The organism is Donghicola mangrovi (genome assembly GCF_013377535.1).
GTDB lineage: Bacteria > Pseudomonadota > Alphaproteobacteria > Rhodobacterales > Rhodobacteraceae > Donghicola > Donghicola mangrovi.
This window is the reverse complement of the sequence record NZ_JABCJE010000001.1, coordinates 826,345-841,096: the sequence shown is the minus strand read 5'-3', so window position 1 is coordinate 841,096 and position 14,752 is coordinate 826,345. Positions and strand designations below refer to the sequence as shown.

Annotated in this window: 14 protein-coding genes; 10 read left to right on the top strand and 4 right to left on the bottom strand. The window is 60.6% G+C overall.

The window, feature by feature from the left end:
* The first annotated feature begins 265 nt into the window (after window positions 1–265).
* The 5 genes from urtA (at window position 266) to urtE (ending at window position 6,179) form a co-directional block, all read left to right on the top strand.
* Window positions 266–1,558 (top strand): urea ABC transporter substrate-binding protein, encoded by a 1,293-nt coding sequence (urtA, locus tag HJ536_RS04250; RefSeq protein ID WP_176853110.1) that lies wholly within the window; start codon window positions 266–268, stop codon window positions 1,556–1,558.
* A gap of 70 nt (window positions 1,559–1,628) precedes the next feature.
* The gene (gene urtB, locus HJ536_RS04245; RefSeq protein WP_177156780.1) at window positions 1,629–3,572 is read left to right on the top strand and encodes an urea ABC transporter permease subunit UrtB; all 1,944 of its coding nucleotides are present in this window, start codon (window positions 1,629–1,631) and stop codon (window positions 3,570–3,572) included.
* A 4-nt stretch (window positions 3,573–3,576) separates the two neighbouring features.
* Window positions 3,577–4,746 (top strand): ABC transporter permease subunit, encoded by a 1,170-nt coding sequence (locus tag HJ536_RS04240; protein ID WP_177156779.1) that lies wholly within the window; start codon window positions 3,577–3,579, stop codon window positions 4,744–4,746.
* Window positions 4,743–5,480 carry an urea ABC transporter ATP-binding protein UrtD gene (gene urtD, locus HJ536_RS04235; protein ID WP_176852267.1) on the top strand — a complete coding sequence of 246 codons (738 nt, stop codon included), beginning with the start codon at window positions 4,743–4,745 and terminating at the stop codon, window positions 5,478–5,480. The genes HJ536_RS04240 and urtD overlap by 4 nt, the downstream gene beginning before the upstream one ends.
* A gap of 3 nt (window positions 5,481–5,483) precedes the next feature.
* The gene (gene urtE / locus HJ536_RS04230; RefSeq protein ID WP_177156778.1) at window positions 5,484–6,179 is read left to right on the top strand and encodes an urea ABC transporter ATP-binding subunit UrtE; all 696 of its coding nucleotides are present in this window, start codon (window positions 5,484–5,486) and stop codon (window positions 6,177–6,179) included.
* 55 nt (window positions 6,180–6,234) lie between these two features.
* Here urtE and HJ536_RS04225 read toward each other — a convergent pair whose 3' ends face one another.
* Window positions 6,235–6,660, bottom strand: coding sequence for a DUF6985 domain-containing protein (locus HJ536_RS04225; protein ID WP_177156777.1), 426 nt, complete (start codon window positions 6,658–6,660; stop codon window positions 6,235–6,237).
* 475 nt (window positions 6,661–7,135) lie between these two features.
* On the opposite strand from HJ536_RS04225, the gene pnp reads away from it, so the two are divergent.
* Window positions 7,136–9,268, top strand: a complete 2,133-nt coding sequence (pnp, locus tag HJ536_RS04220; RefSeq protein ID WP_177156776.1) for a polyribonucleotide nucleotidyltransferase — start codon at window positions 7,136–7,138, stop codon at window positions 9,266–9,268.
* 118 nt (window positions 9,269–9,386) lie between these two features.
* Here the strand turns inward: pnp and HJ536_RS04215 are convergent, their stop codons facing one another.
* Window positions 9,387–10,034: a peroxiredoxin gene (locus HJ536_RS04215; RefSeq protein WP_176852271.1), complete on the bottom strand. Its 648-nt coding sequence runs from the start codon at window positions 10,032–10,034 to the stop codon at window positions 9,387–9,389.
* A 133-nt stretch (window positions 10,035–10,167) separates the two neighbouring features.
* On the opposite strand from HJ536_RS04215, the gene HJ536_RS04210 reads away from it, so the two are divergent.
* Together HJ536_RS04210 and HJ536_RS04205 are read left to right on the top strand one after the other, a co-directional pair.
* On the top strand, window positions 10,168–11,595 hold the full coding sequence (locus tag HJ536_RS04210) for an aldehyde dehydrogenase family protein (protein WP_177156775.1): 1,428 nt from the start codon (window positions 10,168–10,170) through the stop codon (window positions 11,593–11,595).
* A 42-nt stretch (window positions 11,596–11,637) separates the two neighbouring features.
* On the top strand, window positions 11,638–12,681 hold the full coding sequence (locus HJ536_RS04205) for a serine/threonine protein kinase (protein ID WP_228028619.1): 1,044 nt from the start codon (window positions 11,638–11,640) through the stop codon (window positions 12,679–12,681).
* Here HJ536_RS04205 and HJ536_RS04200 read toward each other — a convergent pair whose 3' ends face one another.
* Both HJ536_RS04200 and HJ536_RS04195 read right to left on the bottom strand, forming a co-directional pair.
* Window positions 12,682–13,329 (bottom strand): RluA family pseudouridine synthase, encoded by a 648-nt coding sequence (locus HJ536_RS04200; protein ID WP_177156773.1) that lies wholly within the window; start codon window positions 13,327–13,329, stop codon window positions 12,682–12,684.
* On the bottom strand, window positions 13,329–13,784 hold the full coding sequence (locus tag HJ536_RS04195) for a GAF domain-containing protein (protein WP_176852275.1): 456 nt from the start codon (window positions 13,782–13,784) through the stop codon (window positions 13,329–13,331). Before HJ536_RS04195 ends, HJ536_RS04200 begins: the two co-directional genes overlap by 1 nt.
* 194 nt (window positions 13,785–13,978) lie before the next feature.
* Between HJ536_RS04195 and HJ536_RS04190 the strand changes: the two genes are divergently transcribed.
* Both HJ536_RS04190 and HJ536_RS04185 read left to right on the top strand, forming a co-directional pair.
* A complete protein-coding gene (locus tag HJ536_RS04190) occupies window positions 13,979–14,317 on the top strand; it encodes an STAS domain-containing protein (protein WP_176852276.1) in 339 nt (112 codons plus the stop codon).
* On the top strand, window positions 14,307–14,726 hold the full coding sequence (locus HJ536_RS04185; protein ID WP_176852277.1) for an ATP-binding protein: 420 nt from the start codon (window positions 14,307–14,309) through the stop codon (window positions 14,724–14,726). The genes HJ536_RS04190 and HJ536_RS04185 overlap by 11 nt, the downstream gene beginning before the upstream one ends.
* Window positions 14,727–14,752 lie beyond the last annotated feature (26 nt).

Genomic DNA, 14,752 nt, shown 5'->3' with positions numbered 1-14,752 from the left:
CGAACATTCAAACTTTCGCACAATAATTCATCATATTCATGCAGCAGGTCACGAGATCGAGAGCGAACACTTTCCTTTGAGCGACCAAGGGGCAACCAATTCCGTCACCAACAGGTGGGGACATCCTCACAGGGTGTGTGGCGGCCAACGACTGCAATCAACCGACCGCCACACTTAGTGCAACAACAGTTGCAGGGCATCGCTAAGGGAACCGGCCACAGTAAACAAGGCCGACACGCCGTGCTCTGCAGGAGAAAATGGTATGATGAACGTCAAATCCGCCCTGCGCATCGCTCTTCTGGCAACCACTGTCGCTTCGCCCGCGTTCGCGGCGGACTGCCCCAAGGACGGCCCCATCAAGGTTGGCGTCCTGCACTCGCTGTCGGGCACCATGGCTATCTCGGAGACCACTCTGAAAGACACCATGGAAATGCTGGTGAAAACCCAGAACGAAAAAGGCGGCCTGCTGGGCTGCGAACTGGAAGCCGTTGTCGTTGACCCCGCGTCCGACTGGCCGCTGTTCGCAGAAAAAGCACGCGAGCTGCTGACCGTCCACAACGTAGACGTCATCTTCGGCAACTGGACCTCGGTGTCGCGTAAGTCGGTTCTGCCCGTGATCGAAGAGCTGAACGGCCTGCTGTTCTACCCCGTCCAGTACGAAGGCGAAGAATCGTCGAAGAACGTGTTCTACACCGGTGCTGCTCCGAACCAGCAGGCGATCCCTGCGGTTGACTACTTCCTGGACGAACTGGGTGTCGAGAAGTTCGCCCTGCTGGGGACCGACTACGTTTACCCCCGCACCACCAACAACATTCTGGAATCCTACCTGAAGTCCAAAGGCATCGCCGCCGAGGACATCTTTGTGAACTACACCCCCTTTGGTCACTCGGACTGGTCCAAGATCGTGGCTGACGTTGTTGCACTGGGTGCAGACGGCAAGCAGGTTGGCGTGATCTCGACCATCAACGGCGACGCAAACATCGGCTTCTACAAAGAACTGGCAGCGGCTGGCGTTTCGGCTGACGACATCCCCGTCGTTGCGTTCTCGGTCGGCGAAGAAGAGCTGTCGGGTCTGGACACCTCGAACCTCGTTGGTCACCTGGCGGCGTGGAACTACTTCATGTCGGCTGACACCCCTGCCAACGCAGAGTTCATCAAGCAGTGGCACGCCTACATCGGCGACGACAAGCGCGTGACCAACGACCCGATGGAAGCCCACTACATCGGCTTCAACATGTGGGTGAACGCAGTGACCGAAGCAGGCACCACCGATGTTGACGCAGTGCGCGAGCATATGTGGGGCCAAGAGTTCCCGAACCTGACCGGCGGCACCGCTGTCATGGGCACCAACCACCACCTGTCGAAGCCCGTTCTGATCGGTGAAATCCGCGCAGACGGCCAGTTCGACATCATCAGCCAGACCGAGCCGGTTCCCGGCGACGCATGGACCGACTTCCTGCCTGCTTCGGCGGTTCTGGAATCGGATTGGAAAAACCTGGACTGCGGTATGTACAACACCGAGACCAAGACCTGCGTTCAGATCAAATCGAACTACTAATATCCACTCCAGAGGGGGCCTCGTGCCCCCTCTGACCCCAATGCCCCTTCAATATTCCGGCGGCTCTTAAATGAAACGACTGTTCTTTGCGTGCCTCGCCGTCTTGGCGTGGGCCACGGCCGGTCAAGCCGAGGGCCCGTTGCAGGACATCCTGCAGCAGCACCGCGCGCTGATCGAAAAACCCTCCCGCACATCCATTGGCCCCGCCATCAACGACATCGCCAGCAGTGGGCTACCCCAAGCCCAATCCATGCTTCAGGCATGGGAGGCCAAGAACCTCTGGCAGCGTGATGCGGACGGGCTGTTCTTTATCGGCAAGGCCGCGGGTGCAGAACTGACGTTGACCGATGTCGACACGGGCGAGGCTTTGGCCCCCGTCGAGAAATCCGCCGCCGAACAGCTGAAACCCAACGCCGGTGTGCGCAAGCTGATCAGCAGCGCGCTGGTACAGTTCCAACTGTCCGACCCTGACGAGACCCGCCGCCTCCAATCGCTGGATTCGATCGCCCGCCGCCCCGAGGCTGATCATCTGGCCCCGCTGCAGGCCTCGATCGAGACCGAAGAAAACGGAGCCATTCGCGCCCGCAAGGAACGTCTGGTCAAGCTGCTGTCGATCACCTTTGCCGAAACCGTCGGCGATCGCGTGGCTGCCATCCAAGGCGTTTCCGGCGACCTGAACCTCGAGGTCCGCGCAGCCCTGAACCCACTGCTGGCGACCACCCGCAAAGTCACCGACCAGATCCCCGCAGGCGAGAACGTCGCCAAGATCATGCGCCTTGGCAAAGACCTGACCGAAGAGCAGGCCTATGCCGTTCTGGTCGATGCCGGTTTCGCCCGTCCCCGCGTGTCCCCGACCGCGCTGAAGGATGCCTTGGCCGCCAACATCACCGATGGCACCGTCGGCGGCGTTCCTGTGGCCAATCTGACCGACCTCGAGGCCCGCATCCGCGCCTATACCGCGCTGGCCGAGGCTGGCACCGTGCCCCCCTTTGTCACCGACGACGAATTCCGCGAGGCCCTGCGCACCCACGTTATCTACGACGCCTATAACGAGCCGAACTCGGACGTGACCAACGCGGCCAAAGCCTCGCTCAAGGCGATTGATCTGAACGTTTCGATGAACCAGGCGATGGATCTTGGCCTTGATGCGCTGTCACTTGCGTCGATCTACTTCCTCGCGGCGATCGGTCTGGCCATTACCTTTGGTGTGATGGGCGTGATCAACATGGCCCACGGCGAATTCATCATGATGGGCGCCTACACCGGCTATGTGGTGCAGCAGTTCATCCCGAACCACACCCTGTCGCTGGTTGTGGCGCTGCCTTTGGCGTTCATCATTACCTTCGCCGCCGGTGTCGCGATGGAGCGTCTGGTGATCCGCAAGCTCTATCACCGCCCCTTGGAAACCCTGCTGGCGACCTTTGGTATCTCGATCGCGCTGCAGCAGCTGGCCAAGAACATCTTTGGCACCCAAGCCCGCCCCCTGACCGCCCCCGGTTGGCTGGACGGCGCGTGGGTTCTGAACGACGTTGTGTCGATCAGCTTTATCCGTATCGCGATCTTTGTACTGGCGGTCGGCTTCTTGTGCCTGTTCCTGTTCATCATGAAGAAAACCCGTCTGGGTCTGGAAACCCGCGCCGTCACCCAGAACCCGCGTATGGCGTCCTCGATGGGCATCAACCCTGACAAGGTGAACATGCTGACCTTTGGCCTTGGCTCCGGCATCGCTGGTATCGCCGGCGTCGCGATCGGCCTCTTTGCCAAAGTCACCTCTGAGCTTGGCAACGACTACATCGTCCAAAGCTTCATGACCGTCGTGGTCGGCGGCGTCGGCAACATCTGGGGCACCCTTGCGGGCGCTGCCATGATCGGCACGCTGCAAAAGGGGATCGAATGGCTGAACCCGTCCAACACATTGGCGGCCCAGACCTTCATGATCATCTTCATCATCATCTTCATCCAGTTCCGCCCCCGTGGCATCGTCGCCCTCAAGGGCCGCGCCGCAGGAGATTGATCCCATGGGCAAGTCTTTCATCAAAAACCACCCGACCCTGCTGATTTTTCTGGCCCTGTTGGCGCTGTTCACCCTTGGCGTGACCATCATGTCCGAGGCCTATGGCACCGCGTTCATCTCGACCAGTTTCGTGAAAACCTTGGGCAAGACCCTGTGCCTGTGTCTGGTCGCCATCGCGATGGACGTGGTCTGGGGCTATGCGGGCATCCTGAGCCTTGGGCACTTCGCGTTCTTTGGTCTTGGGGGCTATATGGTTGGCATGTGGCTGATGTACGAACGCACCCAAGAGGTCGTTCTGCGCAGCCTTGAAAACCAAGTCATCCCCCCGACCGAGACCGAGATCAGCGACGCCATCGCCACCCAGATTTTCGGTGTGGTGGGCAGCGCGGACTTCCCCTTGATCTGGAGCTTTGCGCACAGCCTGACCCTGCAGCTGATCCTCGTCGTGGCCGTTCCCGGCCTTCTGGCGCTGGTCTTTGGCTGGCTGGCCTTCCGCAGCCGCGTCACGGGCGTTTACCTGTCGATCCTGACCCAAGCGATGACCTTGGCGCTTGCGCTGTACCTCTTCCAGAACGACAGCGGTTTGCGCGGCAACAACGGCCTGTCGGGCCTGCAGAACCTGCCCCACGTCACTGCCCCCCAGTCCGAGATTTCGATGTGGTTCCTGTGGGCCTCTGCGGCGGCTTTGGGCCTTGGCTATCTGTTCTTTACCATGATGCTGACCGGTAAGTTCGGCATGGTCGTCAAAGGCATCCGCGACAACGAACAGCGCGTCCGGTTCCTTGGCTATGAGGTCGAGCATTACAAGCTGTTCCTGTTCACCGTGACCGCGATTGTGGCCGCTGTGGCGGGCGCCCTGTACTACCCGCAAGCGGGCATCATTAACCCTGCCGAGATCATGCCGATTGCCTCGATCTACTTGGCCGTTTGGGTCGCGATCGGTGGCCGTGGTCGTCTGTACGGCGCGGTGATCGGTGCGGCGTTTGTCAGCCTCTTGTCCACTTGGTTTACCGGCGGTCAGGCCCCTGACATTCCGCTTGGGTTCTACACCATCTCTTGGGTGGACTGGTGGCAGGTGCTGCTGGGGATCAGCTTTGTTCTGGTCACACTTTACGCCCCCAAAGGCATCGGCGGTCTGTTTGACCTGCTGAAATGCAAGGAGGTGCAGAAATGAGCACCCTTCTCGAAGTCTCCGGCGTCTCGGTCAGTTTTGACGGGTTCAAGGCGATCAACAACCTGTCCTTCCAGATCGGCAAGGCCGAGATGCGGGCGGTGATCGGCCCCAACGGCGCGGGCAAAACCACGTTCATGGACATCATCACCGGTAAGACCAAGCCTGACGAAGGCCGCGTCATCTGGGGGGATCGCTCGATTTCCCTTCTCGGGATGTCCGAGGCCAAGATCGCCCAACAAGGGGTCTGCCGCAAATTCCAGAAGCCGACCGTGTTCGAGGACCAGAGCGTCTGCGACAATCTGATGATGGCGCTAAAACGACGCCGCTCGGTCTGGGACGTGCTGAAATACCGCCCCGCCGCCGATATTGCCCGTCTGGAACAGTTGGCCGACGAAATCGGTCTGCTTGGCGAATTCAATCGTCAGTCAGGGGAACTCAGCCACGGTCAGAAGCAGTGGCTGGAGATCGGGATGCTGCTGGCGCAGGACCCCAAGCTGCTGCTGGTGGACGAACCCGCGGCGGGCATGACCCCCTCGGAGCGCGAGCACACTACCAACCTGCTGGTTGAGGCCGCGAAAACCCGCGCCGTCGTCGTGGTCGAGCACGATATGGAGTTCATCCGCCGCCTGAACTGCAAGGTCACCGTGCTGCACGAAGGCTCTGTTCTGGCCGAGGGCAGCTTGGACCACGTGACTTCGAACCAGGAAGTCATCGACGTATATCTGGGACGTTAAAGAATGCTGAATGTGAACGATCTGACCCTGCACTACGGGCACAGCAAAATCCTGAACGGCATCTCGATGACCGCCCAGACCGGCGAAATCACCTGTGTCATGGGACCGAACGGCGTGGGCAAGACCAGCCTGATCAAAGCCATCTCGGGCACCCATCCCCGGTCCGGCGGCGCCGTCGCCCTGGACGGAGAGGACCTGCCCGTGCTGCCCGCGCATCTTCTGGCGCAAAAGGGCGTCGCGATTGTCCCTCAGGGGCGCGACATCTTTCCCTTGCTGACGGTGAAGGAAAATCTGGAAATCGGTTTCGCTTGCCTGCCCAAGGACCAGCACGTCATCCCCGACGAAATCTACGAGCTGTTCCCCGTGCTGAAACAGATGACAGCCCGCCGTGGGGGCGACCTGTCCGGCGGCCAGCAACAGCAGTTGGCGATCGCCCGCGCGCTGATCACCAAGCCGAAACTCTTGCTGCTGGACGAACCGACCGAGGGCATCCAGCCCAACATCATCCAGCACATCGGCGAGGTGATCAAACACCTGCGGACCCAAGGGCAGATGGCCATCGTGCTGGTGGAACAGTACTTCGACTTTGCGTGGGATCTGGCCGACCAGTTCGTGGCCCTGCGCCGCGGCGAAGTCATTCTGTCGGAGCGGAAATCAAACACGACCCGTCAGCAGGTGCTGGATCTGGTCTCGGTCTGAAAAACAAAAAGCGCGCCGGTCTGGCGCGCTTTGTCATTTCGGGGTCGGCCTAAGATCAGGCCCCGCCAGCGGACACCAGACGACCGGCATCGTCGAACAGAACCGCAACGCCATATTCGGCATCCCAGCTGCATTCGCCCATCACACCAATCAACAGACGCGCCTGACCGTCCGCACTGGTCGAGTTGATCACGTGCACGCCGGTAAAGGTAACCGCAGCCATGATATCCTTGGGGCCAGTGGGCGCGATCTGACCGGGGCGTTTGCCCGCAAAGCGCGCCTCGCTATCCACCTGATCCTGCAGGGTCGGGAACATCTCGAGGTTCTGGGCATGGCTTTCGCAGGCCGCCAGCCACAGCAGCTTACGGATACGCTCTGCCGTCTCGGGGCAGTCGAGACGCAGCCGTTTCAGTGCATTCGCAGCCTTCAGGGTGAACATCTCGTCACCGGACATATCGACCGGCAACAGCGCGTTATTCAAAAAGGAAACCGCCACAACTGCTGGCGGATAGCATACGGGCGAAAAATCGTATCCGCCCGGGATTTCCCGAAGTGCCGTCTGACCCATAATTTTTTACTCTATTATATTTTTATACTCGTTACCCGTAGACGGGCTAGCCTCACTGAAAGTTGCGATGAACCTCCAGATTCTCTGACTTTAGCATTTTTCTCGGCTTAAAGTGTTAATTAAAATTAAACGTCGGATTGTTGAACCCATTCTTTTGGTCAATTTACCCACACTTTCTGACAATATCAGATGGCGACCCACCGAAAGCGCCCGTGAAACGATCTCTTTCCCCAAGCAGCGATTTCGTGTATGGCGGCGCAATCTGAGACGTGGTGCGCAGACCTCCGCACTGTGAAAGTGAAAGATGATTGAGGTCGGCGGCAATGGGGCCGCCATGCAAACGGGAGCCCCAAGAGGGCTTGGAAGAGCTCCCAGCTAGGATATGCAGATGTTCAACGAATTCAAAAAATCTATGCAGTGGGGCGACGAAACCCTCACTCTGGAAACCGGTAAGGTTGCCCGCCAGGCAGACGGTACCGTGATCGCCACCCTGGGTGAGACCTCGGTTATGGCGAACGTGACCTTCGCCAAAGAGGCAAAGCCGGGTCAGGACTTCTTCCCCCTGACTGTGCATTATCAGGAAAAATACTACGCAGCTGGCAAAATCCCCGGCGGCTTCTTCAAGCGCGAAGCGCGTCCCTCGGAAAAAGAGACCCTGACCGCGCGTCTGATCGACCGTCCGATCCGCCCGCTGTTCGTCTCGGGCTTCAAGCACGAAGTTCTGGTGATGTGCACCGTGCTGAGCCACGATCTGGTTAACGACCCCGACGTCGTTGCAATGATCGCTGCTTCGGCCGCTCTGACCATTTCGGGCGTTCCCTTCATGGGTCCGATCGCTGGCGCACGCGTTGGCTTCTCGAACGGCCAGTACGTCCTGAACCCCTCGGTCGAGGATATGGATCACCTGCGCTCGAACCCCGAGCAGCGTCTGGACCTGGTTATCGCCGGTACCAAAGACGCCGTGATGATGGTGGAATCCGAAGCTTACGAGCTGACCGAAGAAGAAATGCTGGGTGCCGTCCAGTTCGGCCACGACGCGATCAAGCCGGTTATCGACCTGATCATCAGCCTGGCCGAAGATTGCGCGAAAGAGCCCTTCAACTTTGTCGCGCCCGACTACAGCGATCTGTACGCCAAGGTTAAAGCCGCTGGTGAAGAGCAGATGCGCGCCGCCTTCGCGATCAAGGACAAGCAGGACCGCGTTAACGCTGTTGCCGCTGCCCGCGAAGCTGTCAAAGCGACCCTGACCGAAGAAGAACTGGCCGACATCAACCTCGGCTCGGCCTTCAAGAAACTGGAAAGCTCGATCCTGCGCGGCGACGTCATCAACGGCGGCGCACGTATCGACGGCCGCTCGACCACCGACGTTCGCGCGATCTCGTCCGAAGTTGGCATCCTGCCCCGTACCCACGGCTCGGCTCTGTTCACCCGCGGCGAAACCCAGGGTCTGGTTGTCACCACTCTGGGCACCGGCGACGACGAGCAGATCATCGACGCCCTGCACGGCAACTCGCGTTCGAACTTCCTGCTGCACTACAACTTCCCTCCCTACTCGGTTGGTGAAGTGGGCCGCGTTGGTTCGCCCGGTCGCCGCGAAATCGGCCACGGCAAGCTGGCATGGCGCGCGCTGCAGGCTGTTCTGCCCGCGGCAACCGACTTCCCCTACACCATCCGCGTCGTGTCGGAGATCACCGAATCGAACGGCTCGTCCTCGATGGCGTCGGTCTGTGGTGGCTCGCTGTCGATGATGGACGCAGGCGTTCCGCTGACCGCTCCGGTTGCTGGCGTTGCGATGGGTCTGATCCTGGAAGACGATGGCCGCTTTGCGGTTCTGACCGACATTCTGGGTGACGAAGACCACCTTGGCGACATGGACTTCAAAGTAGCAGGTACCGAAAACGGCATCACCTCGCTGCAGATGGACATCAAGGTTGCAGGCATCACCGCCGAGATCATGAAGCAGGCACTGGCTCAGGCCAAAGACGGCCGTCTGCACATCCTGGGTGAGATGGCCAAGGCGCTGACCTCGGCTGGCGAATTCTCGGTCCACGCACCGCGCATCGAAACCATGCAGATCCCCACCGACAAGATCCGTGAAGTGATCGGTTCGGGCGGCAAGGTCATCCGTGAAATCGTCGAAGTGTCGGGCGCAAAAGTCGACATCAACGACGACGGCGTGATCAAGATCGCATCGTCGAACGGCGAAGCCATCCAGAAGGCCTACGACATGATCTACTCGATCGTGGCAGAGCCCGAAGTTGGCAAGATCTACAAAGGCAAGGTCGTGAAGATCGTCGATTTCGGCGCCTTCGTGAACTTCTTCGGCAAGCGCGATGGTCTGGTCCACGTGTCCCAGCTGGAAGCACGCCGCGTGAACCATCCTTCGGACGTCGTCAAAGAAGGTCAGGAAGTTTGGGTCAAGCTGCTGGGCTTTGATGACCGCGGTAAGGTCCGTCTGGCAATGCGCGACGTGAACCAGGAAACTGGCGAAGAGATCGTTGCAGAAGCCGAAGCTGAATAATCAGCGCTTCTGACAGATTAGAGGGCCCCGCAGAAATGCGGGGCCTTTTTCGTTGGGGCTTGCCCATAGAAAAAGGGCCCCGCATCGCTGCGAGGCCCCTGAATTCCGTCTGACCGGATCAGACTTTGGCAGTGCGCAGGTAGGGCAGCTTCTTGTCGAATTCGCCGTACTTTTCTTTGGCCTGCTCGTCGTTCAGCGACAGGGCGATAATCACGTCCTGACCTTCGGTCCAGTTCGCGGGGGTCGCCAGCGGCACGCCATAGGTTTTCTGCAGGGCGTCAACGGCGCGCAGAACCTCGGCAAAGTTACGGCCGACCGACATGGGGTAGGTCATCGACAGCTGCAGCTTCTTGTTGGGCGCGATGATGAACACCGAACGCACCGACGCCGAGTCAGCCGCAGTGCGGCCATCGGGCATGTAAGCGTCTGCGGGCAGCATGTCGAACGCCTTGGACACTTCCAGATCGATGTCCGCGATGATCGGGAAAGTGGCTTTCGCGCCCGAGAACGACTCGATGTCGCCCTTCCACTGCTTGTGCTCTTCGACGCCATCGACCGACAGGCCGATCACTTTGACGCCGCGCTTTTCCCATTCGTCGGCCAGCTGCGAGACAGCGCCGAACTCGGTGGTGCAGACGGGGGTAAAGTCTTTGGGGTGCGAGAACAGGATCGCCCACGAATCGCCAACCCAGTCGTGCAGGGCGAACTCGCCCTGATCGGTTTTGACGGTCAGGTTCGGGATAACATCGTTAATACGCAGGCCCATGAGAAAACCCTCCTTAGGTCATGGAAATTGCTGTTGGCCTCTTACCTAGGAATTTACCTGCGCTGCGTCACCCCCTCTCTTGCCAGAACGGTTCATGGATGACACATTGCCGCTAACTCTAAGGAGAAAAATTATGATCAAAAAACGCGAGTTCTACATCAACGGTCAGTGGGTCACTCCGGCACAGGCCAATGATTTCGACGTGATCGACCCGTCTACCGAAGAGGTTGCGGCCGTTATCTCTTTAGGAAGTCAGGCGGATACCGATGCCGCAGTTGCCGCAGCCAAGGCCGCGTTCCCCAGCTGGTCGGCCCTACCGCTGGATGAACGCGCAAATGTGATCAAAAAATTCCTCGAAATTTACAATAGCCGGGCGCAGGAAATGGCAGATGCCATGACCACCGAGATGGGCGCCCCCCTGGATTGGTCGCTCGAAGAGCAGGTTGGCGCGGGCAGCTGGCACACCGAGGGCTTCCTCGAGGCGCTGGAGCATTTCGAGTTTGAACGCCGCTTTACCCCGACCGAGATGCACGTGCTGGACCCCATCGGCGTGGTCGGCCTGATCACACCGTGGAACTGGCCGATGAACCAGATCTGCCTCAAGGTGATCCCCGCGCTGGCGGTTGGCTGCACCATGGTGCTGAAGCCCTCGGAAATCGCGCCCCTGTCGGGCCTGCTGTTCGCCGAGATGCTGCACGAGGCGGGCGTTCCCGCTGGCGTCTTCAACCTTGTGAACGGTGACGGGCCCGGTGTGGGCAGCCAGCTGTCTACCCATCCTGACGTGGCGATGATCAGCTTTACCGGCTCGACCCGCGCGGGCATCGCGATCAGCAAAGCCGCCGCCGATACGCTAAAGCGCGTGAGCCTCGAACTGGGGGGCAAGGGCGCGAACATCGTCTTTGCGGACGCGGACGCGAATGCCGTGACCCGTGGCGCGATGCACTGCTTCAACAACTCGGGCCAGTCGTGCAACGCGCCGACCCGTATGCTGGTGGAACGCTCGCGCTATGACGCGGCGGTCGAGGATGCGGTGAAGGCTGCGGAAACCCGTGGCGTGGCGTCTGCGCACGAGCACGGCACTCACATTGGCCCCGTGGTCAGCGAATTGCAGTTCAACAAAATTCAGGACCTGATCCAGAAAGGCATCGACGAAGGCGCCCGTCTGGCCGCCGGTGGCACCGGCCGCCCCGCAGGTCTGAACCGTGGGTATTTCGTGCGTCCGACCGTATTTGCGGACGTGACCAACGACATGACCATCGCGCAGCAGGAAATCTTTGGCCCCGTGCTGTCGATCATCCCCTTCGACACCGAGGAAGAAGCCATCGCAATCGCCAACGACTCGCCCTATGGCCTGACCCACTATGTCCAGTCTCAGGACGACGCAAAACGGATGCGCGTGGCGCGCCGTCTGCACGCAGGCATGATCCAGACCAACGGTCGCGGCATCGCCAAGGGGTCGCCCTTTGGCGGGGTCAAAGCCTCGGGCAACGGGCGCGAGGGCGGTCACTATGGCCTAGAGGATTTCTGCGAAGTGAAGGTGATTACCGCCTACGTCGACTAACGGATGTTGCGCGATCCGCGCCTTCGGAATACTCAGGCGGGCATGAAAACCTTGCCCGCCGATACCCAGTTTGTGCAGGAAACTGTACACAAGCGTGACCCCTTCTCGGAAACCGTCTCTGGCTATGCCGCCAGCGACCCGAGCGAAAAGCTGGTCATGCGCCGCCTTGGCTCCCTGCCGCTATGGTCCCGCTGGATCGGGTGGGCACTGGCCCGCAAGGAAATCCGCGGCCTGAAGGCTGTGGCCGGCATCGAGGGCACCCCCCAGCTGATCCGCGTGGACCGCGAAGGCATCCTGCGCACTTGGAGCCACGGCACCCCCCTACAGCTGGCCAAACCCAAGGATGCGGCGTGGTACAAGGACGCCAAGCGTCTGCTGCGGGAAATGCGCAAGCGGGGCGTCACCCATAACGATCTGGCGAAACCCCAGAACTGGCTGATGACGCCGGACGGGCGCGCCAGCGTGATCGATTTTCAGTTGGCCTCAGTGCACCAGAACCGCGGGCGTCTGCACCGCATCATGGCTTATGAGGACCTGCGCCACCTGCTCAAGCAGAAGCGCAAATACGCCAAGGCCCTGCTGACCCCCGCCGAAAAGAAGATGCTGGAGCGGCGCGCTTTGCCCTCGCGCGTCTGGATGGCGACGGCGAAGCCCCTCTATAACTTCGTCACCCGCAAGCTGATGAACTGGTCAGACGGCGAAGGCACCGAAAACCGCGTCGCCAACGAAGGCCCCGCCCTGCGCGAAGAGCTGATGTCCCATCCCCGCGTTCAGGACGTGGCCTTTGCGACCTTTGCCCTGCCTGCGCGTGGTGTTGGCCTTTATGGCTTTGTGGAAACGGATCTGGATCAAGCGATCCTGCGCAGCTTCATCCCCGAAAAACGGGTCGAGCATCTGCAAGCCGTCATGAGCCTGCCGCGCGAACTGGACGGCACCGTACGCAGTGACATCCTGCAGCTGGTGGCGATGAACCGCGCCGACGAGCTGCAAGAATTGATGGAGCGCGATCCGGCCCTTGCCGACACCCTGCGCCCCATCGTGAACGAACGTCTGAACCTGACCGACCGCCAGCTGCGCGGTCAGTGATCAGAAAGGCGCCTTGGCCCTGAAACGCATCCCGCGGCCATCCTCGGGGTGCTTCAGGCGCAATTCCTCGGAATGCAGCATCAGGCGCGGGAATTCGCGGGCCTCGCCGTCGGAATAGAACGGGTCCCCAAGAATCGGATGCCCCAGCGACTGCATGTGAACGCGCAGCTGGTGGCTGCGGCCCGTGCGCGGCATCAGACGCATCCGCGTTTCACGGTCGCCGCGCTTGGCCACTTTCCAGTCGGTGACCGCAGGCTTGCCGTTCTCGAAGTCCACGATCTGCTTGGGGCGGTTGGGCCAGTCCACAATCAAGGGCAGATCAATCGTGCCCTCATCGCCATCCACATAGCCCCAAACGCGCGCGATATAGGTCTTCTTGGTCTGGCGGTTCTCGAACTGCTGACCAAGGTTCTTTTGCGCGGCAGCGTTCTGCGCGAACACCATCACGCCCGACGTATCCCGATCCAGCCGATGCACCAGCAAGGCGGTGGGAAAGGCCGCCTGAACGCGGCTCATCAGGCAGTCGGCCAGATGCTCGCCCCGACCGGGGACAGACAGCAGGCCGCTGGGTTTATCCACGACGATGATATGGGCATCCTCGTGCAGGATATTCAGCGGGTCCTTGGGCGGATTGTAATCGCTGCTCATTATAGCTGCCCGAAGGTGGCGCTCAGGATCGCAGCCAGTTGGTCCGCATCCGTCTGGTCAAAGGCATCGGGCTGGTTGCTGTCGATATCCAGCACGCCGATCACCTCGCCCGCCGCGTTGAACACGGGCAGCACGATCTCTGACCGTGTGGTGCTGGCGCACGCGATATGGCCGGGGAATGCGTCGACATCGGGCACCAGCTGAGTCTCTTGGGTGCGGGCTGCGGCCCCGCAGACACCGCGCGAAAACGGAATCACCAGACAGCCATGCCCACCTTGATAGGGGCCGATTTTCAGAACCTCGGGCTCGGTCACGCGGTAAAACCCCGTCCAGTCAAAGCGGTCATCCGCATGGTGGATTTCACAGGCCAGCGTGGCCATCAGCGCCACCGTGTCGGTTTCGCCATGGGCCAAAGCCGCAATGTTTTTCGCCAGAGTCTCGTAGTCGACGCGCATAGGGGCCTCGGGTGGGGTCGATGTCAAAAGTCGGCCTTGGATACAGGGGTTCGCGGGGAATCGCCACCCGCCGCAGGATTTCCGGCCTCTGTGGGCCGTTTGTTTCAAATCGAAACTAAAAGGGCCTGTCAGCATACCGAATTGATTAAGGAAAGGCCCCTAGCGTGGCCGTGGAACCACCCATGGAGGGCAATTTGGAGCTGACAAACACCGACTATCCCGGTTTGCGCGTGATCCACGTGGCAGCGAACCGGATCGATTCCGCCGCTGCGATCCAGTTCAAGGACCAGATGCGCGACCTGACATCGGAACTGCCTCATCGGGCCGTTCTGGACCTGGGGCAGGTGACGTTTATTGATTCCAGCGGACTTGGGGCGATTGTCGCCTCGCTCAAGCAGATGCCGCAGGGGGCGCGGCTGGATCTGGCGTCCTTGCAGCCCGACGTGGCCCGCGTGCTGCGCCTGACCCGCATGGACCGCGTGTTCGTTATTCACGAGGCTCTGGACAAGGCGGTCGTACCGGATGGCAACTAAACACTGCGCACGCTTCAGCTGCGAGGCGACCGCTTTGGCGGTCCGCCACACCCTGCAAGAGATGACGAGGCGCCTGTCGGATTGGGCCGTCCCTGCCGACCCGCGCGTGGAACTGGCCGTAGCCGAGGCGATGAACAACATCGTCGAACACGCCTATGCCGACAACCCCGATGGCCGCATCCTGCTGGATCTGGAACTTCTGCCCGAGGGGGTTTCGGTCGCCCTGTCAGACCGTGGCCTCGCTATGCCGGACGGAGCCGTGCCCATCGGCGACATGCCCGCCCCCGAAACCCTGCCCGAGGGTGGCTGGGGTTGGAGCCTGATCCACGCCTGTTGTGACGGTCTGCATTACGAGCGTGTGCAGGGCGCGAATGAACTGACAATGGTTTTCCAAAGGGTGGAAATCTGACGTTGGTGCCTTGGCTTATTGCCACG